Here is a 25,635-nt window from a genome sequence, read left to right on the forward strand (position 1 = left end):
CCCGTGCTATTTCAAGTCAAATTCCGGCCCCGTGTTCGCTACTGGCTTTGCATGCCGTTATTGCTTTTATGCGCGGTCGCTGGTGCCAGGGAAATGGGAAAGAGCAGTGCAGATAAGGCACAACTCATCACGCTGAAGATCGCCATCGACAACTGGCGACTCTTCGACCCGGTAAAGGGCTGGTTCCGCGAAGGCCCCGACGTTCAATCCGGCGACTGGAAAAAAACCGGCGCCAACTACTGGACGCACGACAGCCACCCCGCCAGGGCTGAACTCATTACTCCGGAAGGCAAGACCGTCTTTGCCGGCACGGTAGACTTCCGCTTGTTCGGTGGCCTTAGTCGTATTCACCCCCAGAAGTCCTTCTCCCTTTCCTGCCGGAAAAAATACGGCCAGTCCCGCATCAAATACCCGGTATTCGGCGAATCCAGCCCACCCGAATTCAAATACCTGATCGCCCGCAACGCCGGTTCCGACTGGAGCTACTCCTACCTCCGCGACGCCCTCCTCACCGACCTTCTCGACGACCCCAGCTGGGAGCTCGACCTTCAGGCCGCCCGCCCCGCCCGCGTCTACGTCAACGGCCAGTATTGGGGCCTGTACCACCTCCGCGAAAAGATCAACCCCCACTACCTCGCCGAACGCTACGGCATTGCGGACAAGGACGACATCGACCTCCTCGAAGGCCGCGGTGGCGTCAAGCACGGCTACCGGAAAGACTACGATGAGCTCGTCCGGTTTATCCGCCGCCACGACCTGAGCGATCCGGCAGCGTACGCCGAAGTCCGCCGGCAAATGAATATCGACAATTTTCAGCGTCTCCAGATCGCCCAAACCTATTTCGATAACCAAGACGCCGGCGGCAATCTCCGCTACTGGCGCGACCGCACCGACCCCAACTCCCGCTGGCGCTGGATCCTCTACGACGTCGACCAGGGTTTCGGCCTCCACTCCGACACCGCTTACCAGCGCAACACCGTAGCATTTTTTACCGACCCACACGGCCCCGCCTGGCCCAATCCGCCCTGGTCCACGTTAATCCACCGCCAACTCCTGAAAAACCCTAATTACCGACAAAGCTTCGTCAATCGCTCGCTCGACTATCTTCACACCGACTTTTTACCCGAAAAAGTCGTCGCCACCATCGACCGCCACGCCGACCGGGTCGCCGCCGAGATTTCCCAGCAGAGTAAACGCTGGGGCATAAAACAGACCTACTGGCCCAGCCACGTGGAACGCCTGCGAGAATTCGGGCGGCAGCGGCCAAAATATTTGCGGGAGCACCTGCGTCAACACTTCAATGGCGGACCGGACCGGCTGGTAGAGATCACGGCTGATATGGGCGGTTTCGTGACGCTAAATGAGAACATTACGATAGAGGATGAAGCGTTTATCGGTCATTATTTCCAGAACTTCCCGTTACAATTGCGGGCTACGCCAAGACGCGGGTATCGCTTCGTGGGTTGGGAGGATGATAGTAGTTCGCCCGAAAGAAGTGTTGCTTTGCGCGACGCTGGTGATCGTCATTTGCGGGCAAGCTTCGAGTTAGTCGAACCCGGGGGGCCAACGGCACAAAACCCTGCACCCGCGACCGCGCAAGGACTAACTACGATGGATATTATGGGTAGGCTTAGCGTGGCACTATTTGTTTTTGGCCTCATTGCTGTTTATGGTACGTTGTGTAAAGGTTGAGGGCATCCTGCCCGAACGTAACAGCGGCAGCGCTACCGCATGACCCCGATAGCTATCGGGGTCGGGCTACACCGACGAAGTCAGCAGCGCAGCTAACCCCTCAACCTTGGACTTACCTTTGCCGCCGCATGAAGAAAGAAAGAGAAGACATCATCTACGGCCGCCACCCCGTCCTGGAAGCCCTGAACGCCGGCAGCCCGATCGATAAAGTGTTCCTCCAGCAAGGCACGCGCGGCGAATTCGAGAAAGAACTCCGCAACCTCTGCAAGCTGATGGAGGTGCCCTTCACGATCATCCCCGGCGCGAAACTCGGGCGGATGACGCGCGGTAATCACCAGGGCGTGATCGCGCAACTGGCGGCGGCGGCTTACCAGAAAACGGAGAATTTGATTCCGATGCTTTACGAGCAGGGCAAAACACCATTGCTGCTTTTACTGGACGGCGTCACCGACGTACGTAACCTCGGCGCCATCGCCCGCTCGGCGGAAGTTTGTGGCGCGCACGGCATCATCATCCCCCAGAAAAACTCCGCCGGGTTGACGCCGGATGCGGTGAAGAGTAGCGCCGGAGCCTTGCTGCGCATCCCCGTTTGCCGGGAAAAAAGCCTGGTGAATACAGTGGAATTGCTACAAAATAGCGGCATTAAAGTCATTGCTTCCGATCTCCAGGCGGAGGCGTATTTACACGAACTGACGCTGACCGAACCGTTGTGCGTCGTCATGGGCGCGGAAGGTGAGGGAATTTCTGAGGGTGTTGCTCGCAAGGCGGACGTGCGGTTTAGAATTCCACAAGCTGGGGAGTTGAATAGTTTTAACGTTAGCGTGGCGGCGGGGATTTTGCTTTATGAGACTATGCGTAAGAGAATGGGTGTTTAATTGCATTTAAGTTTATTTCCAAGAGCACCGGGTTTAGGTTTCAACACAAAAGGCACATAAAAGAGTAGAAAAGCACAAAAGGAACCGCTCAGAATATTAGATATGCTTTTCTGTGCTTCCCTTTTTATTTTGTGCTTTTTGTGGTAAAAAAATCTTTGCCCCGAATAAGTTATCAGTATGACCCAACAACCCAGGCTCCTTCCGCAATTACACCGCATCTACGTCAGCGCCCTCTGCCTATTGTTTTCATTAACAAGCATTGCGGCCCAGGAAGACTATAAAGTAGGCCTCGTACTCTCCGGCGGCGGCGCGCGGGGCTACGCCCACATTGGCGCATTACAGGTACTGGAGGAGGCTGGTGTGCGGATTGATTACATTGGCGGCACGAGCATGGGCTCCATCGTTGGCGGATTGTACGCGGCGGGCTACAGCGCCGATACGCTCGAAGTAATGCTGCGCGAGACGGACATTATGGCCGAATTGCAGGATGCCATCTCCCGGGAAAACCGGACGATTTACGAGAAGCTTTATAATGAACATTATTTACTCAACGTGAGCCTGAAGAACTTTGCGCTCCAACTACCCGCCGCTCTTTCGGATGGGCAACGGATACGCGACCTATTTACCCACTGGACGGCCGGCGTGCACGGTATTCGGGATTTCAGCAAATTACCCATCCCCTTCCTCTGCATTGGCACCAACATCGAAACGGGGGAAGCAATCGTCATCGAAAACGGCCTCTTACCGGACGCCATGCGGGCGAGCGCGGCCCTACCTGGCGTCCTGAGCCCACACAAAATGAACGGGTACGTTATGACGGACGGGGGCGTGAGTAACAACTACCCCGCCGAAGAAATTAAAAATAAAGGGATGGATTTTGTTATCGGCCTGACCGTGGAACAAGACCCCTACGCGGCCGCTGACATTAATTCTTTAGATAAATTATTGTTACAAATTGCCTTTTTCCAGGCGACCAAACGCAATTTGGAGCAATACGAAATAACGGATATCGACATTAAACCCGATTTAGGAGAATACACTCAATTGAGCTTCGACGCGGTGGAGGATTTGATCGAAGCCGGTCGCAAAGCGGCCACGGCACAATTAGACACTTTGAGAGCAATAGCGGCGTTGCAGCGCGAACGGCCGGCCAAGCAGGAGACGAGTATACCAAAATCTCTCAACGCGCCGGTGGTGGAGATTTCGGGGAATAACGATTTGTCCCGGGGGCAGGTGCTGAGTTTTTTCGAAGGAAACCTCCCGGGAAAGCTTTCCTGGGTGGATTTTCGGAAGTACGTCGTCGCCCTGTTCGCTACCGGGCGGTACACGCACATCGACTATGATTTCGAGCCCATTGAAGGGTCGGAGGACGAGGTGAAACTTTCCATTCGGCTGGAGGAGTCGAACGACTTCGGGCAGCAACTCCGGCTGGGTTTGCATTACGACCAAGTGTACCGGGCGAATATTTTGTTCGGGTTGACGTTTGCTGACTTCCTGGTCAATAACTCGCTGGCTACGGTGGACCTCGTCGGCGGCAATCGTTTCCGCTACCGCGCGGATTACCGCGTGAATCGAATCAACGGAATGGCGTTCGGCCTGCGGAGTCAACTGCATTTTGCGGACGTTGCTTTCGACCTGGATGAGCCAATGACCACGGACGGGCTTGTTTTTGATCAACTCGACTTCCGTTTCTCTGATATTTCGGCCGAGTTGTACTGGGACATTCGACAGACGAGCAACTCCTTCACCGGCATCGCCGCCGAATTTAAATACTACGGGACGCTCTCCGACCAAGTTTCCAGCACGGGAGGCTCCCGTGAATTTCCGTTGATGCGCGACCTGTACTTCGTGCCGCGCGCGTACCTACTCTACGACAAACTCGACAGCCAGAACTTCCCCATGCGCGGCTTTTCGATCGACGCCGAAGCGCGCCTGGCGCGTAACCTGACCGATCCGGATTTCCAGCGCAACGATTGGGCCGCTAATTTCGACCTGGAAACCAAGTTTCTCTTTCCCGTGTCCAGCAACTTTAGCGCCGGTTTTTACGGCACCGTCGGGTTTTTTGCGGATAAATCCTCCCTCCCCTTTCGCTACTACCTGGGTAGCAACAACGCCAACCTGATGAACAACTTCAAGGCCTTCCCGAGCCTGGAACTGGGCCGCGCATCGGGTAACAACCTGTTGATGGGGCAGCTCTTCGGCCGCCTCAAACTGGGCAGCCACCACTTTACCGCCGCGGCGCACGTGGCTCGGTTGGGTTTTGACGAAGATCTACCTACTTCAGTGGACCGAGAATTACTGGCGGCGGCACGGGTCACTTACGGGTTTAGCTCGCCGTTGGGGCCGATTGAATTAACGTTTGCGCAGGGGAATGAGGGGGGTCAGCTTTACTTCAACCTTGGCTACTGGTTCTAAAGGTTGAGGGCATCCTGCCCGAACGCAACGGCGGTAGCCTAAGTGATAAGCTACCGCCGTTACTTTCGGGCTACAAGCCCTCAACCTTTGGCGGAACATTCGCTCAAACCGTACCTTACCCTAACCCCAAGCCACCCGAATGCGCCACCGCCTCTACGAAAACAACACCACCTTCCAGGCCGAAATGGCCCGCCTCAACCCCGGCCAGCGCGCCGCCGTGGAGCAGATCGACGGTCCGGTAATGGTACTGGCGGGGCCAGGGACGGGCAAGACGCACCTACTCGCCGCGCGGATCGGAAACATACTTTTGGAAACGGATACGGGTGCGCACAACATCCTTTGTCTGACCTTTACCGAAGCCGGCGTGAAGGCCATGCGGGAGCGGTTGCTGGGCATGATCGGTCCGGAGGCGCACCGGGTCAACATCTCTACTTTTCACGGATTTTGCTCCAACGTTATCCAGCAGAATTTGCAGTATTTCGGTCGGCCGGGGTTGGAGCCACTTTCGGAACTGGAGCAGATTCGGGTAATTCGTACGTTACTGGACGAGCTGCCGGCGGATAATCCGCTCAAGCGGGGGTACAACGAGCCGTATTTCCACGAACCCTATTTAAGTCACCTCTTCGGAGCCATCAAAAGTGAAAACTGGGAGTTGGACCAGATCGAGCAGGATATTGATAAATACTTACGGGAGTTACCAGCTAAGGAAGGGTTTTTCTACAAACGGAAATACAAACAATTCGCCGCCGGGGATCCGAAGCCTGGTACAATCCAGGAGGAAACGTTGCGGATGGAGCGCCTCCGCGCCGGTGCCAGGTTATTTCCTTCGTACCAAGAGGAACTCCGCCGCACCCGCCGGTACGATTACGGAGATATGATCGGGTGGGTCTTGCGGGCGTTCAACGAGCATCCTTCGTTACTACTGACGTATCAAGAGCGGTATCAGTATTTATTAGTCGATGAATTTCAGGATACAAATGGTTCTCAGGATAATATCATTACGCTGCTCACTAAGCCGTGGGAGCGGCCGAATATATTCATCGTGGGGGATGACGACCAAGCCATCTATGAATTTCAGGGTGCGCGGTTACGGTCGATGGTGGAGTTTTTTAGTCGCTACGATGAAGTTAAGGTGGTAACCTTGCGGGAGAATTACCGGAGCCGGCAGGCGATCCTGGATGCGGCATCTACACTCATCCGGGGGAATGAATACAGGATCGGGAATGAATTACCGGAATTAGAAGTAAATAAAGAATTAAACGCGGCTACATTCACTAAAATTGAGGCCGACCCAATTTCCTCTGTTCCCCTTCCAGCTGATCCGGCATCCGTCCCGTATTCTGTCGGGACCCCTCTCAAAATACTACAGTACACCAATCAAACGCAAGAGTTAGCCGGATTACTCGAACAACTATTAAAATGGCAAGACGCCGGCGTGCCTTGGGAGGAAATAGCCGTCATCTACGCCACCCACGCCCAGGGAAAACGCCTGCGCCACCTCCTCGAACGCAGTGGAATTCCCTACCGCAGCAAGCGCCGCCCGAACGTGCTCGATGGCCGGCCCGTTCGCCAGACCCGTGAATTGTTAGCATATCTCGACGCCGAGCACACTTCCCCCGGCGCGAGCGAGCATTTAATTTACCGGATACTACATTTTCGCTGCTTCGGTATTGCGGCAATTGATTTAGCGCGGATGAATCTGGCGCGGACGTCCCGACTAAGTACGGGAATAGCTGGCGCGTCGCGGGAGCAGAGCGAGCGGGGATACAGCCCGAGTTGGCGGATGTACCTACAAATGCCAAAAAACTGGCCCGCTGACCTGGACACAAGCGAAAAAGTAATGCACGTAGGTGCCTGGTTGGAAACAATGATCGGCCAAGTAGGAAGTCTTCCGTTACCGGAATTGGTAGAAACGGCCATGAATGATTCCGGCCTGCTGCCCGATACCGTACGTGACCCAAACCGGGCTGAATTAGTACAACACTTAGCCACCTTCAGCGACTTCGTCATCGCCGAAGTGGCCCGCCGACCGAAATTACGTTTATTCGGATTGTTAGATACCCTCCAGCAAATGGACGATAACCGGCTTGAATTACCCATTCGTTCCCACCTCGATCAGGCTGAAGCTATTTTACTCGTCACGGCTCACAGCGCGAAGGGCTTGGAGTTCGATAAAGTCTGGATGCTCGATTGCGCGGAGAACAAATGGGGCACCGGCGGTGGCGGGCGTAAAAGCCAGTTCAAATTACCGGATACGCTATCCTTTACCGGCCCCAAAAGCGAAGAAGAAGCCCGGCGGCGGCTATTCTTCGTCGCTATTACCCGAGCGAAGACGGAGGTAATTATGTCCGTCGCCGATATTGACGATAAGGGGCGGGCGCAGGAGCGGGCCGTCTTTTTGGATGAGTTAGTGGCGGGAACGGACCTGGAAATAGAGGCGGGTGGATTAGCCAGCGAGGAAATCGCTCGATTGGCGGAGGTTCAACTTCAACCGGTGGATAAAACTACCCTTCCCGGCCTGGAAGCAGCCGCGATTACGGAGTTATTAAAAGATTTCCGACTGAGTGTTAGCGCGCTCTATGCGTATCTGGATTGCCCGACAAGGTTCTTCTACGAAAAGCTGTTGCGCGTACCGGATCGGGAGCGGGAAAAAACACTTTACGGGTCCGTTTTACACGAGGCGCTGGAAACTTACTTTAATCGGATGCTGTCGGATTCGGCCCGGATATTTCCAAGTAAGGAAGAATTACTTTTTAATTTTGAAGATAGTCTCGGCTTACGTCGAGGGTTATTCAAACCGGGCGCTTTCGCCGCCCGGCTGGAACAGGGGCGGAAGGAATTAAGTCAGTATTACGATACCTACCGCTCTACCTGGACGGACGACTGCGAAATCGAATTAACCATTCGCAACGCTGAAGTGGATGGTATTCCCCTAACCGGAAAAATCGACCGGGTGGACATACTCTCGGACGCCTACGTGCGGGTAGTGGATTACAAGACGAGCGCTTCAGGATCGGGTAGCAAGGGTAAACTTCGCGCGCCAACTAAATCAAAGCCGGAGGGCGGGGATTACTGGCGGCAATTGGCTTTTTATAAATTACTTTATGATAATAGGCCCGGGCAGATTCGGCGGGTAAAATCTGGCGCGATCAGTTATTTACTGGTCAATCAGGCCGGGGAGCAGCCTTTTGCGGAGTTAGCCTTGCAGCCGAAGGATATGGATGCACTGCGGAAGATCCTGAAGGACGTCTGGGAGCGGATTCAGGAGCAGGATTTCGTGGGGTGCGGGGAGTGTGAGTGGTGCCGGTTCGTGGCGGAATTGCGGGTGGGGGTGCCGGTTGGGCTGGGGGATTTTGGGTTGGATGATGTTAGTTGAGCTAGAAGTCAGTTCTAGCTGCGCTGCTGCCAACGGCGGTCATCGGATGTATCTTTTGTAGATCGTTGCGCAGCAATGATCTACAAAAGTTCATCAGATGTGTAACTGACGTGCCGCCCGAATTACACATCCGATGAACTTTTCAGCTGACCGCTTCGCAGCCAGCTGAAAAGATACATCTGATGAGAATCCGTTCTATATTTCTGCGTATCCAAAAGTTTTATACTTTAGAGTCATGGACATCAGGAATTTATCACAGCGAGTCTTTCACGTATACTACCGCGCTAATGATCGGCGCGAGATATTCATCGAGCACGACAACTATGTTGTTTTCCTCAGAAAAATGCATAAGAAATTAACCCCAGTGGCGCATTTGATTGCTTACTGTATCATGCCAAACCATTTTCACTTACTGCTAATCCCAAAACACGAGTTAAGAGAAAATATAGTATTAAACGGTAAAGCAAATAACTTCATGCCTACCGCAGAATTAAGCGAAGCCACCCGCACTTGGTTGATGGGCTTCACGAAATCATATAACAAGCATTTTAATCTTACCGGCTCCCGCTTTCAACCCCACGGAAAAGCCAAACACCATGACGGGAACCTCAAATTTGGCGTAGACTATCTCCACCAAAACCCAGTAAGAGCAAACTTAGTCAGCCACCCATCGGAGTGGGGATATTCCTCCTACAACGAATACTATTTTCAGGAAGACCCCGCCGATTGCTTTTGCGACCGCGATCTTGGCCGTCAGTTACTAGCTCTGTACCCCTGAAATTAATTCTTATAAGTTACAGAATTAGGATAGTGAGATTTCAAAACTTTAGGTCACCTCCAAGTCAGTTCTCATCGGATGTATCTTTTGGTTTCCAACGCGAAGCGTTGAAAGCCAAAAGTTCATCAGATGTGTAACTGACGATTCCCAGCCCAGCAAACCAAATTTAACCCTTTGTCCGTTCTACCCCCCGTGACGGCCTTTCTAAAATGGATAACCCTACCAGCCCTCCTGCTGCTAGCGACCGGCGGGCTCCGTGCCCAGTCCGGCTTGTCCAACTTGCGCGACACCCTCATCGCCATCCAATTCCCCGGCCAACTGGTGGATACCCTCACGATTGCGCCCACCACATTTACCTTGCACCTGCGCTCCGGCGCCCAAATCCCGAAAACTTCCTATAGTCTTTCCGGCCGCTATCTCTCTTGGAACGTGCCGATGACTTCTCTCCCGGACACCCTCCGCGCCCGCTACCGCGTCCTTCCCTTTACCCTGAGCGAGCGCGCCCGCTTCCTCGATTCTACCCAGTTGATTCAGGAAGAAGCCGGGCTCGTCATCGGTAGTTACGACGATTACATCCGCCCGAACCTCCTCGGCAACGACGGCAAGGTGCGCACCAACGGCAGCTTCACGCGGGGTATTAGTTTCGGTAACAGGCAAGACTTAGTCCTCAACTCCGCCTTCAACCTCCAACTCGACGGCGAGCTCGGTAACGGCATCGAAGTCTCCGCCGCCATCACCGACGAAAGCCTCCCCATCCAACCCGAGGGCACGACCCAGCAACTCCGCGAATTCGATAAAATCTTCATCCAACTTCGCAAAAACCGCACGCAGTTAACGGCCGGCGACTATGAACTCCGCAATCCGGAGGGGTACTTTTTACAATTTTACAAAAAACTGGAGGGGGCTACTTTTACCACGGTTTTAGGCGAAGAGGAGGCGGTAGGCGGTAGGGAAGTAGGCGGTAGTACGGACCTACCGCCTACCGCCTACCGCCTACCACCTAATTCCTCCCGCCTAACGACCGAAGGGAGCATAGCCATAGCCCGCGGCCAATTCACCCGCCAGCAAATCCAACCCATCGAAGGCAACCAGGGGCCCTACAAGCTCACCGGCTCCGGCAACCAGCGTTTCCTCATCGTCCTGGCCGGCACGGAACGTATCTTTCTCGACGGCGTCCTCCTCACCCGGGGCCTCGACGGTGATTACATCATCGACTACAACCTCGCCGAACTCACCTTTTCCACCCGCCGCATCATTACCCGCGACAGTCGTATTACGGCCGAATACGAATTCGCCGACCAGCGCTACGTGCGCACCCTCGCCACGGCCAGCACGCGCTACGACCGCAATCGCTACTCCGCCTACGTCAACGCCTACACCCAGCAGGATAGCCGCACGGCCACCGGCGACCTCGAACTCAACGCCAACCAGCGCCAGCAACTCAGCGACGCCGGCGACATTATTGGTGGTATCCCAATCCTGAGTATTGATACGCTGGATGGCCGCGCGGAAGTCCGCGCCACCTATGAATTGCAAGACACTTTTTACCTCTGCAATGGCATCCGGCAAGACACATTCTACCTCCGCAGCAGTATCGAAGGCCGCTACGTCGCGACCTTCACCAACCGCGGCCCGAACGGTGGCCAGTATGAGCTCGATCCCAACCGGCCGGCCAACGAGCGCGTCTACCGCTTTGTGGGTAACGACCCGGCTACCTGTCTGCCCAGCGGCGATTATGCCCCCGTCATCGACCTCGTCGCCCCCGGCCAGCAACAACTCATCGCCGCCGGTGGCAACTACTACTTCAAAGACGGCGGTGAGATCAGGCTGGAAGCCTCCGCCACCAAGCTTGACTTGAACCGCTTCAGCCGTGAAGACACCGAAGACGACAACGGCAGTGCCTTGCGATTGGACTACGACAAAGACTTCCAAATCGGCTCCGACAGCACCGGCTGGGCCATCGCCACGCGCGGCCATTTCGAATACGTCGGCAAAACTTTTAACCCCATCAACCCTTATCGGAGCCCGGAATTTTTCCGGAATTGGAACCTCAGTAACCGCCTAGGAACGGTGCAGCCCGAGCGGCGGGTAGAACGGATTGCGGGTGGTGGGCTCGGTATCGTGCGCCCGCGCCTGGGGAGACTAGATTATGATTTCGAGCAGTTTAGCCGGGGTGCGGAGTACCTCGGGCGGCGGCACGTGGGCAACGTACGGATCGCCACCGACGGCTGGCTCGTCGTTGGGGAAGCTAACTTTCTGAACAGCACGGAATCCGGGGCGGAGGGCAGTTTTCGTAAGCCTAGTCTGAACGTTACCAAGATTTTCAAACGTCTCGGCGGCTGGTCGCTGACGGGTAGTTATGCGGGAGAACAAGCTTTGCGTCAGGAGACGGCGGTGGATACGATTTCCCCCTTTTCCTTCCAATTCGATAAATACGCCGTCGGGATCGCCACGCCCACCAACGATAAGTATCGCCTCACCATCGGCCTCAACCGGCGGGAAGATAAATTACCACGAGGAAGCCAACTTGAACAAAGCACCTCCGCCAGCGAAATCAGCGCGGAGGGGAATTTCACGGCCAGCGAAAACGTGCAATTCGGCGGTAATTTCACCTTTAGGGATTTGACCATCCTCGACCGGGAACTGGTCGACGACACGCCCAGCCGCACCTTTCTCGGTCGTTTAGATTTGCGCACGAACGCCCTCAAACGCAGCCTGCGAACCCAAACCACTTACCAGGTCGGGAGCGGGCAGGAGCCACGGGTGGATTTTCAATACCTCTTCGTCGGCCCGGGTCAGGGACAGTACATCTGGCAGGATAGTTTGTACAACAACGACGGCAAGATCCAACCGAACGAGATGGAGATCAGCCCTTTTCCGGACATCGCCGATTACGTCCGGGTGAGCATTTTCACCAACGACTTCATCCGCACGGACAACGTCAGCATCAACCAATCCTTCAACTGGGACCCGGCTCGGCTCTGGCGGGAGGCCACGGGCGTAAAGAAGTTCCTCCGCCGCTTCAGTGCAAACACGTCCGTGCTCATCGACCGCAAAACGCGGGAGGATGATGAGATACAATCGTGGAATCCGCTGCAACTGGCCGTATCCGATTCTAGCCTAGTCGCCCTAAACCTGCGCCGGCGCCATGGCCTGTTTTTCAACCGCGCAAACCCGGTTTACGACATCCAGTTATCCAACAACGACCAGCGGCGGCGGCAGGTGCTGACGACGGGCTACGAATCCAACCGCAAGGAAGAGTGGATCTTGCGGTTCCGGCTGCGGCCCAACCAACAATTAAGCATCGAAGGGGCGGTCGAGAGCGGGCGGCGGGAAGCCGATTCGGAGTTTTTCAACAATAAGGACTTCGTCATCCAGCGGCGCGCCGTGGAACCGAGCGTGAACTGGCAACCGGGCAAGGTGAGCCTGACCACCCGGCTGATCCTCGCACGGGAAGAAAACGTCCTGAGTGAAGGCCTGGGGGAGAACACGGATCGGCTCGAGGCCTCCTTCGAGGGCAACTACAACCAGTGGCTGACGACGAGTTTTCGGTGGATCGACATCAATCTGGAAGGCAATTCCCGTAGCCCCGTGGGGTTCGCGCTGTTACAGGGGCTGCAGCCGGGGCGGAACTTACTCTGGACCGTCGGGGCCACGCGGGAACTCAACGACTATTTGCAGCTAACGATCAGCTACGACGGGCGGCAGACGGGGGAGGCGAAGACGGTGCACGTGGGGCGGGCGGTGGTGCAGGCTAGATTTTAGGGTTTTGGGTCTGTGGCCTAGAGTCTATGGTCACTGGTCAGACCATAGACTTTAGACCACAGACTGTTCTTTCTTGCGCGGTCGCGGGATGCAGGAGAAATGGGGGAAGAGCCATGCTATGGGAGGCTCGCTGTCAAGCCAGTTGCGCGCTGGATTACTACCTTTAGTTACCAACTAGTCAGCCTTAATCAGCTTTTATATATTAGAATAGACCGCGAAATGAAAAGAATTTGTGTAATCGGTGCGGGGCCCTCGGGAATAACCGCCATTAAAAACTTGCGCGACGAAGGATTGGACGTCGTCGCCTACGACAGAAATTCGGAAGTCGGCGGCAACTGGATTTATACGGAAGAGCCGGGGCATTCCAGTGTATTCGAGACTACGCACATCATCAGTTCAAAAACCTTGTCTCAGTACGAAGATTTTACGTTTGACGAGTTTGACAAAAGCGTCGCGGACTACCCTTCCCACGACGAATTAAGAAGGTACTTCCAGGCTTACGCGAAGAAGTTCGACCTGTACGAAGTAATTCAGTTTAATACCCTAGTGCTGCACTGTGAGCGTGTGGATAACACTACCTGGGAAATAACCATCGAGCAAGAAGGGAAGGTCAGCAAAGAGATTTTTACGGACCTGGTCGTTTGTAACGGTCACCACTGGCAGCCGCGGCACCCGGAGTACCCAGGTGAGTTCACGGGGGAATACCTGCATTCTCACGAATACAAAAAGGCGAGTGCCTTTGCGGATAAAAAAGTGCTAGTAATCGGGGGTGGAAACTCCGCCTGCGACGTAGCGGTAGAGACGAGCAGGGTATCGAAGAAAACGGGCATCAGCTGGCGGAGGGGATATAAAATCGTGCCGAAATTTATTATGGGCGTCCCCAGCGATGTATTCGCCTCAAAGTTGAATTTTCTGCCGTTGAAACTTCGCTACGCTTTGGCCAACCTGACCGTTAAGATCGCGACGGGCGGGAATAAGTTATACGGGCTCCAGGAATCGGCCTTCCGGGTGGAGCAAAGCCACCCGACGATCAACAGCGAGTTACCCTACAAAATTCGCCACGGAAAGGTAATCCCGTACGTAGATATTGAGCGATTTGACGATAAAGAAGTACACTTCAAGGACGGTAGTTCGGCAATCTTCGACACGGTGATTGCCTGCACGGGGTACGTACTGGTACACCCGTTTTTTGACAATGAATTTTTGAATTACAGCTCGGGCCCCGTCCCGCTCTACCTCAAGATGTTCCACCCCACCTATAGCAATCTCTACTTCATCGGCATGTTCCAACCCCTCGGTTGCATATGGCCGGGTTCCGAACTACAGAGTAAGCTCGCCGCGAGTGAGCTCGCCGGAAATTGGCAGCGGCCCGCTAACATCAAAGAACTGTGCGAAAAAGAGGTTACGAATCCACACTTCGACCAGATCAAAACGCCCCGACACACCATCACCGTTGATTACCATTTATTCGTGAAGGCTTTGAAAAAAGAACTACCCAAAAACCACCCGAATAAAAAATATAAAAAGGCGATGGCGTGATCTTCCTGAAATCTGCCTCAGAACGTTGTTTGGGAACTATTGTATTCATCCACGGCGTTTGCCACGGCGCCTGGTGCTGGGAGGTAAATTTTATGCCTTACTTTTCGTTGCGGGGGTATGATTGTTACGCAGTGGACCTGCCGGGGCACGAACCGGGGCAGATCAGCTCGGTAAACATTAATTACCTGACGATTGAGGACTACGTTGCCAACGTACACGCACTAGTTGACACTTTGGAAGAACAGCCCATTTTAGTTGGTCATTCCATGGGGGGATTCATCGTACAAATCTATTTAGAGAAATACCCTTGTAAAGCAGCCGTGCTGCTGGCATCCTCCCCACCTACGGGTGCCTGGCGAGCGGCCCTTAGGTTCATACGGAGACATCCGGCATCCATACTAAATTTAATAAAAAGAGATATAACAGGCCCTTTCCACCAATACGCGCGAAGTGAACTCTTCTACCAACACGTGCCACCCGAAACAATGAATGCATACCGCAAGAAAATGACGGCGGAGTCCTTCACCGCGTTTCTGCAATTATTGGCCCCCAGTATAAAATTTAATTTTCACCTATGCATACCAATATTAGTTATGGGTGCCGCTAACGATCGACTGTTTGACCAGGATGACATAAGTCGTACCGCAAAAAGATATCAGACCGGCCCGGTTATGATTGACGAATGCGGACATAATATGATGTTGGACACTAGTCACGAAACGGTCGCAAATAATATTTTTAATTGGTTGAAAGAAAACAGTCTATAAATTCCTACCGGAACGGGGGTCGAAACCAGTATGGAATTTATTACAACCCGTCAGGGATTTTTCAAGGTCCAGGGCCCACAACCCAACGGTAGACTATAGACCTTTTAACCAAAAACCGTAGCTTCCCTTTACCAACCCTGCACCTGCGACCGCGCGCCCAAATGCCGAACACGAAATTGTCCACGCCGACCACAAGCTCTACCGCATCCACGCCGACATCCTGTACGTCGAAAGCATACGCGAATACGTCACTTACCACACGACGGCGGGGAAAAAGGTAGCGCTTTGGCTCACCCAAAAAACTGGAGACGACGCTGCCCGGTAACTTCATCCGCGTTCACAAATCATACATCGTGGCAAAAGACAAAATTGATCACTTGGAGGGCAATCGATTGCACCTGTCGGTACCAGGGTTTCGAAGAGATACCGGTGGTACGAGTTACCGCGCGGTGGTGCTCCGCGAACTGTTCGGGGCTAAGTAGGGACTACCCCCGCACGGTGGAAAAAGCGAGCGTGGTCGGCCGCGAATGTTGCTCAAAAACGGCTATATTCGTCCGCACACGACTCAAACCCCCGTTGCCATGCGTTATCGCCATCTTCTCCTTTTTACTTTAGGTATCTTCTTCACTAGTCACCTTGGAGCCCAGGTCAGCATCACCGGCGAAACTAAAAAGTGGCACAAGATCACCCTCACCGTAGACGGGCCAAAAACGAAAGAAGACGACCGGTCCAACCCCTTTTTACACTACCGGATGGACGTCACGTTGCGCCACGATTCAGCGACCTACGTCGTGCCCGGCTACTTCGCCGCCGACGGCGACGCGGGGGAGTCCGGGGCCAGTAGTGGCAACCAATGGCGCGCCCACTTCGCGCCCGACCGGACCGGTGAATGGACCTACACGATCAGTTTTCGCGCCGGCAGCAACGTAGCCGTAACCGACAATCATAACGCCGGCGAACCGCTCCCCAACCTCAACGGACTCCGTGGTGCGTTCACGGTAAGCCCGACCGACAAAACAGGCAAGGACCTCCGTGGAAAAGGCCGCCTGCTCTTTCACGGCCGTCAGTATCCCGTCTGGGCCGAGACCGGCGAAATCTTTTTCAAGTGCGGCACCGACGCCCCCGAAAACCTCCTCTCCTACGCTGATTTCGACGGCACTTTCCACGACGATGGCTTCCGCGACGAACTCGTCAAAACCTGGGAACCCCACCTCCGCGATTGGAACGCCGGCGACCCCACCTGGCAAGACGGCAAGGGCAAAGCCCTCATCGGCGCGGTGAATTACCTCGCTTCCGAAGGCCTGAATTCCTTCAGTTTCCTCACCCTCAACATCGCCGGCGACGACGAAAACGTATTCCCTTACGTCAGCCACGACAACTACGAGCGCTTCGATGTGTCCAAGCTCGACCAGTGGGAGACCGTCTTCACCCACGGCGAACGGCTGGGCATGTTTCTGCACTTCAAAATGTCGGAAGTGGAGAACCAGGGGCTGCTCGACGGCGGCGATCTCGGCACCCAACGCAAACTCTACTACCGGGAACTCATTGCCCGCTTCGGCCACCACCTGGCCCTGAACTGGAACGTCGGGGAAGAGAACGGCAAGTGGCGCGGCCGGGAAGAAACGCCGGTGCAGACGACCAGCCAGCGCCTCGCCATGGCCCGCTATTTCTACGAAAACGACCCTTACCGCCACCACGTCGTCATCCACGACGGGCAGGAATTTTATGATATTATGGGTCCGGAAAGTAAGTACACTGGCCTGTCGCTCCAGACGAATCAGCCGAATTTTACCAACGTTTACCCCGACATTCGGTACTGGCTCGACCTATCTAAAAAAGAAGATCTCAAGTGGGCCGTCGCGATTGATGAGCCCGGCGATGCTCAACATAGCCTCGTTCCCGACGCAGATAACACCGAGCAACAACACGACAACGCCCGCCAAAACGCCCTCTGGGGTGGCCTGCTGGCTGGTGCCTGGGGCGTGGAGTGGTATTTCGGTTACAAGCACGCGCATTCCGACCTTAGTTGCCAGGATTTCCGTAGCCGCGATCTGTTTTGGGACCAGTGTCGGTACCAGCAGGAGTTTCTTGAGGATCAGCGGCTTCCGCTGGCTGATATGTCTCCGATGAACAAGACGACCAGTGGTGAAAATGACTGGGTGCTGGCGCAGGAGGGGGAGGTTTATTTGATATTGTTGAAGCGGGGGGAGCAGGGGGAGAATATTTTGTCGGTTCCGGCGGGGGAGTATACCGTTTCGCTGTTTAATCCGCGGACGGGTAAGTATGACTTTCGGGCGCGGCCGCAGGGTGCGAAGGATGGGGGGATACGCTTGCCGGTTTCGGAGGAGGAGGTTGGGATGGATTGGGTGGTTTTGGTGCGGGGGGTGTAGTTCTGAACAGTCCTGAAATAGATGAGCTGTCCTGTAATAGGTTGACAGAGATTCGACTATTGCTGACTTCCTCTGAAGATAACTAGTCGAGCAGGTCGGTAGCCCCACATCGTAAGCGGGAGGAACGAGCGCGGCGGTGTTGTCTCCTTCCTCAAAGTAGCCAAGAAAATACCGAAGCCGTCGATGAAGGTTTAGGTTATCTAAAAAGAGAAGAGTCCGTCAGAGAATCAAATAGTCGGAACTTGGAAGGGTTAGGTGAGTTGAAGAAGCTTGGATTGAGAAAAGTAAGTGCTTTATGTTTTGAATGACACTTGCGCTGGGATGCTAAGACACGGTTGACTTATGCCGATTAGTACAAATTAGTTAAAAAATCTTTAAGATTATCTGCTAAGTAAACTGGTATGTAATTCTCATTAAATTCATTCTCATGATCCCAAAAATATAAAGCGCCAAAATCTACTGTTCTACAGCTGAGAAGAATAAAATTACCAAAAGGATCAGTCGCTATCGGAATAAGATTTCTCTCTACGCGATCATCACCATTTAGATCATTGATGCAACTCTCTAAATCATAGTCATCGCCACTATTCACAGCAAGAAAATAGTGTACGCGAGATTCAGATGGTTGTCCATCTTCAATAAACGAAAAGACATCAGGTGTACAACTCCCTCCGTTATAATTGAGCATGTGTTCAATATATGCTGGCGGTAATTCTATATCGTACTTACCCTCTATTCTTTTTAGTTCCTCCAGTTTGACTTGAGGCTCTGTTTCAGTAAATGTCATATTATCCTCCTTGTGCCAAAATGGCTTTCCATAATTTAGCTCCCCCTGTGTGACCGGTTTGAGTATGAATAGTCCTGTTGACTAGCTGCATCCGGCCAAATTGTTGATGATGATGCCATGTCCATCCCTTTGGTGTTTTTACCAGACCAGCAGCGGCGTTAGCAGCCGCCTCATCTGCTAAGCGTCTACCAGTAGGGCCAATAATCACATCATTGGTGACGCTTGGGTGTAGATGGCCTTTAAAATTAGGATATCCATGGATATCATACGGAACATTTGTCTTTAGATGGTTTTTACCAGCCAAATGAGGATTTCTCGTACTTCTAGCAGAAGTCGTAACTTCAATTGGGGTATCTAGTGTTACTTCTCCGCTCCTATTACTAGCTATTTGGTCTTCTACATTAAAGTCATCTAGCACCGCACTAGCTGTAGGGACTTTAGGCGTGAGCCAATGAGTGAAGGCTCCAGTTACTCCCCCGAATATTCCACCTGTTATACCCCCAATCACAGCGCCTTGAAAAGCTTGGCTAACACCATTAAATACTCGGTCACTTAAGGAGCCAGTCCCAAAATATGTACCGTTTCCAAAGCCTTGTAATGCACCACCAACTGCTCCGCCAACGGCCCCGGCGGCGGCATAGGAAGTGACTGTAGCCCCTAGTGTTACTCCAACACTGGCAACTGGTGCGGCGTAAACACCTGCAACGCCTGCCGCGGCTCCAATACCGAAGGCTGCTAGACCATCGCCGAAGTTATTAATGTTATCCCGGTTTTGCCATAGATTAAAGCCACCACCTACTACACCCGCAACAACGGGAATGAACCAAACTAAATCCCCCGCCGGATCGGTATAAACCATTGGCGAGTTATACATTGAGTTGTACGGAGTTGCACTCATATCATGCTCCGCCTTAGGATCCACCGACTTCAACCACTGCGCCACCTTCCAGGCAAGTCAAGAAAAGGTCCGATGCCCGTTGGCACCAGCCAAAAGATACGACACTTTCAGTTTTTGTTTCAGCTGAAGAAAAAATTGGTTCGGTATCGGTCCATCATAACGACGCCGCCGGCCTCGCGGTGGCATCGTTGTGGCCTGGGCTGGATGATCGCTTTAGCCTGGCGCAGCCGGATAAGGTGATCATCCGGACCGGGCTTCGCGGGGTCTGGGGCGGCGACTTAGCCCCAGTGTTAGACGGGCCGTAACACAAGCTGCCACGTCCGTCGTTTCCGGCTTGGTCCGTCGGTCATCATTTTGGTCCGATGTTCGAGGTTCGGTTCCGGGCGGTGGAGCTTCGCGGAACCGGACGGCGGATAATGGGATGAATGGCCACTTTCGGGGTGGGAGCGCTGCGGCCAAGGGCCAGCTACCCGCAGTGGCCTGGCCTTAGCCGGACATTGTCGGGTAGCGATTCTTGGCCGCAGCGCGTGGGCGGGTTTCTTTCTCCGGTACCACAGCAAAGCCCCGGCTTGGAGAGTCCAGCGCCGGGGCGGTTCAGTTGTCAGTTTATTCAGTTCTTATAGATCGTTGCTGATCCGGTCGGGGTCCTCTGCGTCGTGGCTGATGTTGAGGATACGGACGGTGTCGGCCGTCGTTTCGATCCGGAAGATCAGTTTGTAAGAGTAACTTTTGGCGTAGCGGACTTCAAAAGGTACGTCCTCTGTATCGGGCAGTATTGGTTTGCTTGCCGGGAGTTGCTTTAGTTTGTCGGCCGCGTCGAGTATGTTGTTTCTCACTTTGCGCGCTACGGCTTTAGAAGCAACTTCTTCGAGGTAGTCAGTAATCTGATTCAGCCGCCGCCGTGCTTTGGGGCTGAAGACTACTTTAAAGACTTTTCCTACCATGATGCGGCTTCCTCTTGCAGGGCTTCCAACGTAACGAACTCGCCACGGTCACACGCCGCGTCGGCCTCCATTAGTTCCTGGTTGCGCTCGGTCACGGTTTGCTTTTTTGCCCACGGTGGAGCTGGTAAAGCATTGATTTCCGCGTCGGTTAACTCCTGGTCCTCTTGCTCCGTGTATTCGGTTTTCACCGCATCGAGTACGGAACTGATGACGCGCAGCAGCTTTTCGTCTGCTTGCTCGATCTGCTGAAGTAGGCCGGTACGGAGTTCGGTAGTACTCATGATTAAGAAGTTGGGAGGTTGATAAAGTCGTTGCATAAAGATAACGGTTTGATGATTCTGTTTGGTTTGATTTACTTTTTATTGTAGCGGGTGGTGCCGCTCGATGCCCGCCCGCAGTTGTTCCAGTTCGTTTTGCCGGTAAGCTTCCGTGCTGCTGATCTGCCGGTGACCGGCAAAGACCTGCACGGCCCGTAAGTCGTGACCTTCTTTCAGCTTCTGAGCGATCACGCTTTGCCGGATGCGCAGCGGCAAGTATCGTTTGGCTTCTCCGCCGGGGTTGACGATTCGCTTAATGGCCTGACTTTTCAGCGGCTGACCAAAGCGGGAGACCAACAACGTTCCAGGGTCCGCGTACCTAGTCAGTAGTAGCGGTCGATCCTTCGTCAGGTAGCCATGTAGCTGCATGATTTGGCTGGCTACCAACGGCAGCGTCCGCCCCAGATTACTGACGCTCTCCGCCACGTGGACCCGCCCCGCCGCCAGTTCGATATCTACCACCCGCAAAGCCACCGCTTCGCTGACCGTCAACGCCTGGTAGACCAGTAGCCCCATGATCATCCGATTACGCTCCGTCAGCCCCGCCATTTTACTCGTTCCCCTCGTCAGCACTTCGTCCAGTTCCTCGCCCGTGTGTAACTCATCCAGCCGGATGCGCCGGTCCACCGCATCGCGCAGCCGTAAACGTCGGCACGGATGGTCCGCCCGCCGCCCCGCCGCGATCAGGTAGTGGTAGTAGATCTTCATGCCGAACACCAGGTTTTTGAGTGTCCGCGGTCGAAGTCCTTTCGTGCGTAGTTCGTTCACGTAGTTCAGTACTTCACCGTAACCAGCTGCCAACGCTGCCGCTTCTCCCCCCGACCAGTTCAGATAACGCCCGATCGCGTAACGGTAGCCCGTTACGCTGGCAGCGCTGTATTTGCTTTGCAGCCATTGCTCTAAACCAACTTTCTCCGCACCTGCGTCCGCGCCCATCATACCCCCACGATTTTATCGATCAACTCCCCATCCACCTGCACGTACCGCTGCGTCGTAGCCAGTAACGAGTGACCCAAAAAAGTCCGTACTTCCTCCACGGCCATGCCTTCGGTGAGCAGGTGGCTGGCGATGGTGTGACGCAGTACGTGAACCGTCACCGACTTATCCACACCCGCCCGTTCAGCCAGCCGCGTCAGCCATTTTTGGATCGTGTGCCGCCGTAGCCGCCCACCCCGACCGTGCCGGATAAATGCCGGTTCCGTTCCACTTCTTCGCCGCGTGTATACCAGCAAGTCCCGCCGCACGCCCGCGCTCAGCGGGATCACCCGCCGCTTGTCGTATTTCCCCCGCTCCACCACCAGCAACTTATCCACCAGCCTCACCTCCGCCACGTTCAGCCGCTCGATCTCCCCGACCCGCAGACCGCAACCGTAGGCCAAAGCCAGCAACGCCCGTTCTTCCAGCCGATCACAAGCCCTGTACAAAGCCGTCACTTCCGCCCGCGTCAGGATGCTACGTTTCGGTCCTCGCTTCGGCCGGTTCATCGTAAAGCCCGCGAACGGATCGACGGCCACCAACCCACTTTGTAACAGGTAATCAAAGAGCAACTGCACCACCCGTAAGACCCGGTAAACGGTAAACTCACTCACCGGTCCGCCGTCGCTTAAACTGGGCGTTGCGCGCACGTATTCCCGATAAGCTTCCAGGTCCGCCGCCGTCACCGCTTCCACCCACCCCGGTCCGTGCCGTTCGCACCATTCCAAAAAGCGACGGATGCGCCACCGATCGGTCCGCACACTCGCCGTCGCGTAACCCAGCGCGGTAGCCGCCGTGGCCCAACCCGCCAGGTAAGCCCGGTGCTCGGCCCGCTCGACTAGATTCAGATGCGTACGCGAAGTCGCCATGTTTATTCTTTTCGCCGGAACGCCGAACGCCACCGGGATTTTGATAGGTTTTGTGAGCGTTTACTGGTCCTCTGGCGTTCGGCCTGGCGTTCCACTGCGTTCGCCTTTCTGCTCTAGTTTGGCTAGTTGAGCGTTCAACTCCGCCTTCAGGCGCGCCCGTAGCGCGGTCGAGTCATCCCAGTACGCCATTTTGTAGGTCAGACCCCGGTTGGCGTAGCCGCCCACCTGTTTGAGGTATTCAAGTTCCAGTAACTGCGTCAGGTAGGTGTGTTGCTGGGTCTTCGATATCCGCAGGGCTTGCCGCACTTCCCGCCGGGTGAACTCGTATTCCCGCCCCCGTTCCAGTATGTACTTTTTAAGGTTCTCAAAGAAGAACCTGAGCGCGCCGTCCAGCTCGTCCACCTTCAAAACAATGGCATCAAACAACAGCTCGCAAGCCGCTTTCAGGTCGCTTACCTCGGTGATTAGCCGCCCTTTCCCGTCCGTCTTCCGCTGGTGCTGGTGCAGCAGCACGATTTGCCGCACGAAGCTTTGGTACAGCGCGTTGAGCCGCCGCAGCTTGCTGGCCTCGGCCGGCAGGGCAACCGACATGGCATAAGGATTCACCACCACTTTAGACCGGTCCAGCAACCGCGCCCAACTCCGCAAAAAGTCCCGCAACGACCGTTCTTCCTCCACATCCACCAGCCCCGCCGCCCGCCGGTTCTGGTAGTCCACCACCGCCCGTGTTTGCTCCTTGCTCTCGTCGACGGCCACCACCAGCGACCGGCTCAGGTTGTCCTCGTAGACCTCCCCCTGCGTTGTCGCCGCCAGACTGGCCACCGGCCCTTCCACCGTCCGCACTTTGGCGAAGATCTCACCCACCTGGTCCTTGATCGACGTCGACGACGTCAGCCGCACCCGGCTCTGCAACTCGCGGAAGGCATACAGCGCATCCTCGCGCAGCCCGTCCAGGTCTTCCAGCACGATCAGCTTATGTTTTAGGTCCTCGCGCCCGTAATTGTAAAAACTCGAGTCCGTCACCCGCGTCAGCGTGATCACGTCATCGGGCGGCAGCAGTTCGGATATCTTCGTGACCAAGTGCGTTTTGCCGCTACCGCTCGTACCCTGTACTAGCGCGTGTAACGGCGCGTCCGTGCCGTGACTCAAGGCGACCAGGTAGAGTAGCAACCGGCTTTGTTCTTCACCGACGATCCCGGCTGCGCCCAGGTGCTCGCCCAGCTGATCGAGTAGGTCCGGCCGTTGCAAAAAAGTCAGTACCGCCGTCCGTTCTCCCGGCAGCATATTCGGGCGCGGACGCAGGTGCGAGGTTTTGGACGAGGAAGCAGGGATTTCTCGGTGCGCCTCCAACAGATCAGTTAGCTGGCGTAGGTCATCAAGTACCTGGTCTTTGCGTAAGGCCAGTACCGTGGCCGTCCGTTCGGCCAGGCTCACCGTTTGCTTGTATTCGTACAGATCGACTTTGACCCGGTATTCCTTGCCCGGTGCTCTGGATTTGTAGACTCAATTTCAAGCTCTCCGCCCCGCCCTGGATACCGCCCCGCACCCGGTAACGCGCCGCCGCGCCGAGGTATTCCAAGTAGTGCGACTTGGCGAGCAACTAGCCCACGTTCTCTTCTTCGTTTACCTCCTTTGCCGCCTCGCTCGACTGACCTATATATATAAGGTCTCTTCTCCCACCGTTTGCCGCGCTTCGTATAACTCCTTCAACCACTCGCCATCTTCGTCCGCGTAACTCATCCACATTCCGTTGAGGTCTTCCCCTTCCGGCACTGCCAGCGTCGTTACTTTCAACCCCGGACGCAGGGCGCGTAACTCGGCCGCGATCGCCGCCGTAGCTTTCCGGCCAGCCGCGTCACCATCCAGGGCTAGGACCACCTCGGTTAGTTCCTTTAGCCCTTTGACTTCCAGCCGATGCGCCGCCGTCAGCCCGTTGGTGCCGTAGAGTGCCAGCACCGTTACCCCATCCAGGATATCCAACACACTGGCCGCATCGATCACGCTTTCCGTCAATAGCAGTGTATCGGTGGTATCGTCCGGATGCTCCGGGTACAGCCCCGCCCGGTCCGGCGTGTAGTAATGTCCGCTTCCCTTGACCGCCCGGCCGTACAGCCCTACTACCTTGCAGCCCTCGTTGACCAGCGGGAAGATGATGCAGCCCCGTCCCCACCGTTCCTTCGCTTTCCGGCTCCGGTATCCGATTTGCATTTCCTCCGGGTTCAGACCGCGCAGCGTGCAGTACTCCCGACCGCTCGGCGTGCGCTGCATACCGGCAAAACTCTCTTCATAGATCGCGGTCAGGTCCAGTTCCGAGGCGGCCGGTTTTGGTGTACTCACCGGCTCGGTAGTCAGCGACCTACCACACAACTCCTTTGCCTTCAGGATCGCCGCCCGCTTCGTCCCTTTCTCCTTCGCCATGATGAAGTCGATCACGTCTACGCTTTGCACCGCGCAGCTACCGGCAAAGCAGTAGGCCGTATTCGTGTCGTGGTACACCTTCATGCTGGCCGACTCATCGGCGTGGAAGGGGCACCGCATCGCGCCGGTTGGCCCGGCTTCCAGACCGTAGTGGGACAGGACGGCGGCGATGGGTAGGGCGGCTTTGATCTGGGGAATGGTCATCAACGGTACTTTTTTCACTTTTCTTCCTCACTTGAAGAAAAAGCCATTTGTCACTTATCAATGACAAATGTACACTATGCCGCATACCCATACAAAACTTATCGAAGTTGTTTTTAACTCATCACGCACTTACTTTTGCACATATCGCAACATTTACTAGACTTTAAGCACCTTTCCGTATGAAGTTCGCCGATAAAATGACCCAGGCTAGAAAAGATAAAGGCTTATCCCGCTCCGAGTTGGGCGAGAAGTTGGGGACCTCCAGCGCGGTAGTCGGCCGCTACGAACGCGCCGAGATGGCCCCCTCGATCGAGGTGGCCGCCAAGATCGCGCGGGAACTGGACGTGAGTTTGGACTACCTGGCGGGTAACTCGCCGCTGGCCGTCAAGGACACGAAGATGATTTCCAGACTGGAAGGGATTGCCGCCATGCCGGAGCAGGCGCGTGATCAGGTGCTACACGTTATCGATGCGCTGATTTTTAAAGCGAAGTTCGATGGGCACCTGGCATAGCCTCACTTATTTGATAAACGCATTTGTGCTATCAGGCTTGGGACTGAACCGCCTGAACTTAAATTCATTCAACTGGTCATCGATCCAAGGGATTCTTATGATCGAGGGACTAAT

At 54.9% G+C, this 25,635-nt stretch carries 19 protein-coding genes; 11 read left to right on the plus strand and 8 right to left on the minus strand.

Translation table 11 applies throughout. The features are described 5' to 3' along the window. Positions 1-51 precede the first annotated feature (51 nt). The 10 genes from GGR27_RS14685 (at position 52) to GGR27_RS14730 (ending at position 17,597) form a co-directional block, all read left to right on the plus strand. Positions 52-1,692, plus strand: a complete 1,641-nt coding sequence (locus tag GGR27_RS14685; RefSeq protein WP_168038636.1) for a CotH kinase family protein — start codon at positions 52-54, stop codon at positions 1,690-1,692. 128 nt (positions 1,693-1,820) lie between these two features. Continuing rightward, positions 1,821-2,567, plus strand: coding sequence for a 23S rRNA (guanosine(2251)-2'-O)-methyltransferase RlmB (gene rlmB, locus GGR27_RS14690; RefSeq protein ID WP_168038638.1), 747 nt, complete (start codon positions 1,821-1,823; stop codon positions 2,565-2,567). Positions 2,568-2,744: 177 nt separating this feature from the next. Beyond that, positions 2,745-4,982 carry a patatin-like phospholipase family protein gene (locus GGR27_RS14695; RefSeq protein ID WP_168038640.1) on the plus strand — a complete coding sequence of 746 codons (2,238 nt, stop codon included), beginning with the start codon at positions 2,745-2,747 and terminating at the stop codon, positions 4,980-4,982. 139 nt (positions 4,983-5,121) lie between these two features. Then, on the plus strand, positions 5,122-8,358 hold the full coding sequence (locus GGR27_RS14700; RefSeq protein ID WP_168038642.1) for an ATP-dependent helicase: 3,237 nt from the start codon (positions 5,122-5,124) through the stop codon (positions 8,356-8,358). A gap of 475 nt (positions 8,359-8,833) precedes the next feature. Next, complete coding sequence (locus tag GGR27_RS14705; RefSeq protein ID WP_168038644.1) at positions 8,834-9,136, plus strand: hypothetical protein; 303 nt, start codon at positions 8,834-8,836, stop codon at positions 9,134-9,136. 174 nt (positions 9,137-9,310) lie between these two features. Further along, positions 9,311-12,901: a hypothetical protein gene (locus GGR27_RS14710; protein ID WP_168038646.1), complete on the plus strand. Its 3,591-nt coding sequence runs from the start codon at positions 9,311-9,313 to the stop codon at positions 12,899-12,901. A gap of 219 nt (positions 12,902-13,120) precedes the next feature. Next, positions 13,121-14,440: a flavin-containing monooxygenase gene (locus GGR27_RS14715; protein ID WP_168038648.1), complete on the plus strand. Its 1,320-nt coding sequence runs from the start codon at positions 13,121-13,123 to the stop codon at positions 14,438-14,440. Beyond that, the gene (locus GGR27_RS14720) at positions 14,437-15,207 is read left to right on the plus strand and encodes an alpha/beta hydrolase (RefSeq protein WP_168038650.1); all 771 of its coding nucleotides are present in this window, start codon (positions 14,437-14,439) and stop codon (positions 15,205-15,207) included. Before GGR27_RS14715 ends, GGR27_RS14720 begins: the two co-directional genes overlap by 4 nt. A gap of 302 nt (positions 15,208-15,509) precedes the next feature. Continuing rightward, the gene (locus tag GGR27_RS20625; RefSeq protein ID WP_168039050.1) at positions 15,510-15,689 is read left to right on the plus strand and encodes a LytTR family transcriptional regulator DNA-binding domain-containing protein; all 180 of its coding nucleotides are present in this window, start codon (positions 15,510-15,512) and stop codon (positions 15,687-15,689) included. A 99-nt stretch (positions 15,690-15,788) separates the two neighbouring features. Then, positions 15,789-17,597, plus strand: coding sequence for a DUF5060 domain-containing protein (locus GGR27_RS14730; protein ID WP_168038652.1), 1,809 nt, complete (start codon positions 15,789-15,791; stop codon positions 17,595-17,597). Positions 17,598-17,946: 349 nt separating this feature from the next. Here GGR27_RS14730 and GGR27_RS14735 read toward each other — a convergent pair whose 3' ends face one another. The 8 genes from GGR27_RS14735 to GGR27_RS14770 form a co-directional block, all read right to left on the minus strand. Next, complete coding sequence (locus GGR27_RS14735) at positions 17,947-18,384, minus strand: SMI1/KNR4 family protein (protein ID WP_168038654.1); 438 nt, start codon at positions 18,382-18,384, stop codon at positions 17,947-17,949. Position 18,385: 1 nt separating this feature from the next. Further along, positions 18,386-19,243, minus strand: coding sequence for an HNH endonuclease (locus tag GGR27_RS14740; protein WP_168038656.1), 858 nt, complete (start codon positions 19,241-19,243; stop codon positions 18,386-18,388). 656 nt (positions 19,244-19,899) lie between these two features. Continuing rightward, on the minus strand, positions 19,900-20,226 hold the full coding sequence (locus GGR27_RS14745; RefSeq protein ID WP_168038658.1) for a type II toxin-antitoxin system RelE/ParE family toxin: 327 nt from the start codon (positions 20,224-20,226) through the stop codon (positions 19,900-19,902). After that, positions 20,220-20,507 carry a hypothetical protein gene (locus GGR27_RS14750; RefSeq protein ID WP_168038660.1) on the minus strand — a complete coding sequence of 96 codons (288 nt, stop codon included), beginning with the start codon at positions 20,505-20,507 and terminating at the stop codon, positions 20,220-20,222. Before GGR27_RS14750 ends, GGR27_RS14745 begins: the two co-directional genes overlap by 7 nt. Before the next feature lie 78 nt (positions 20,508-20,585). After that, positions 20,586-21,482, minus strand: a complete 897-nt coding sequence (locus GGR27_RS14755; protein WP_168038662.1) for a tyrosine-type recombinase/integrase — start codon at positions 21,480-21,482, stop codon at positions 20,586-20,588. Then, entirely contained in the window at positions 21,479-22,387 is a 909-nt protein-coding gene (locus GGR27_RS14760) for a tyrosine-type recombinase/integrase (RefSeq protein ID WP_168038664.1), read from the minus strand. The genes GGR27_RS14755 and GGR27_RS14760 overlap by 4 nt, the downstream gene beginning before the upstream one ends. Before the next feature lie 60 nt (positions 22,388-22,447). Next, complete coding sequence (locus GGR27_RS14765) at positions 22,448-23,821, minus strand: ATP-binding protein (RefSeq protein ID WP_168038666.1); 1,374 nt, start codon at positions 23,819-23,821, stop codon at positions 22,448-22,450. A gap of 219 nt (positions 23,822-24,040) precedes the next feature. Continuing rightward, positions 24,041-25,009, minus strand: a complete 969-nt coding sequence (locus tag GGR27_RS14770; protein ID WP_168038668.1) for a toprim domain-containing protein — start codon at positions 25,007-25,009, stop codon at positions 24,041-24,043. A gap of 179 nt (positions 25,010-25,188) precedes the next feature. Here GGR27_RS14770 and GGR27_RS14775 point away from each other — a divergent pair, with 179 nt between their 5' ends. Next, positions 25,189-25,521, plus strand: coding sequence for a helix-turn-helix domain-containing protein (locus GGR27_RS14775; RefSeq protein ID WP_168038670.1), 333 nt, complete (start codon positions 25,189-25,191; stop codon positions 25,519-25,521). Positions 25,522-25,635 lie beyond the last annotated feature (114 nt).

It is taken from the genome of Neolewinella antarctica (assembly GCF_011927835.1).
GTDB lineage: Bacteria > Bacteroidota > Bacteroidia > Chitinophagales > Saprospiraceae > Neolewinella > Neolewinella antarctica.

Coding starts and splice junctions, on each gene's coding strand:
- GGR27_RS14695 (WP_168038640.1), top strand. CDS start 2,745: ATGACCCAACAACCCAGGCTCCTTCCGCAATTACACCGCATCTACGTC.
- rlmB (WP_168038638.1), top strand. CDS start 1,821: ATGAAGAAAGAAAGAGAAGACATCATCTACGGCCGCCACCCCGTCCTG.
- GGR27_RS14775 (WP_168038670.1), top strand. CDS start 25,189: ATGAAGTTCGCCGATAAAATGACCCAGGCTAGAAAAGATAAAGGCTTA.
- GGR27_RS14685 (WP_168038636.1), top strand. CDS start 52: ATGCCGTTATTGCTTTTATGCGCGGTCGCTGGTGCCAGGGAAATGGGA.
- GGR27_RS14730 (WP_168038652.1), top strand. CDS start 15,789: ATGCGTTATCGCCATCTTCTCCTTTTTACTTTAGGTATCTTCTTCACT.
- GGR27_RS14750 (WP_168038660.1), bottom strand. CDS start 20,507: ATGAGTACTACCGAACTCCGTACCGGCCTACTTCAGCAGATCGAGCAA.
- GGR27_RS14700 (WP_168038642.1), top strand. CDS start 5,122: ATGCGCCACCGCCTCTACGAAAACAACACCACCTTCCAGGCCGAAATG.
- GGR27_RS14705 (WP_168038644.1), top strand. CDS start 8,834: ATGCCTACCGCAGAATTAAGCGAAGCCACCCGCACTTGGTTGATGGGC.
- GGR27_RS14735 (WP_168038654.1), bottom strand. CDS start 18,384: ATGACATTTACTGAAACAGAGCCTCAAGTCAAACTGGAGGAACTAAAA.
- GGR27_RS14770 (WP_168038668.1), bottom strand. CDS start 25,009: ATGACCATTCCCCAGATCAAAGCCGCCCTACCCATCGCCGCCGTCCTG.
- GGR27_RS14745 (WP_168038658.1), bottom strand. CDS start 20,226: ATGGTAGGAAAAGTCTTTAAAGTAGTCTTCAGCCCCAAAGCACGGCGG.
- GGR27_RS14740 (WP_168038656.1), bottom strand. CDS start 19,243: ATGGTTTATACCGATCCGGCGGGGGATTTAGTTTGGTTCATTCCCGTT.
- GGR27_RS14760 (WP_168038664.1), bottom strand. CDS start 22,387: ATGGCGACTTCGCGTACGCATCTGAATCTAGTCGAGCGGGCCGAGCAC.
- GGR27_RS14715 (WP_168038648.1), top strand. CDS start 13,121: ATGAAAAGAATTTGTGTAATCGGTGCGGGGCCCTCGGGAATAACCGCC.
- GGR27_RS14755 (WP_168038662.1), bottom strand. CDS start 21,482: ATGATGGGCGCGGACGCAGGTGCGGAGAAAGTTGGTTTAGAGCAATGG.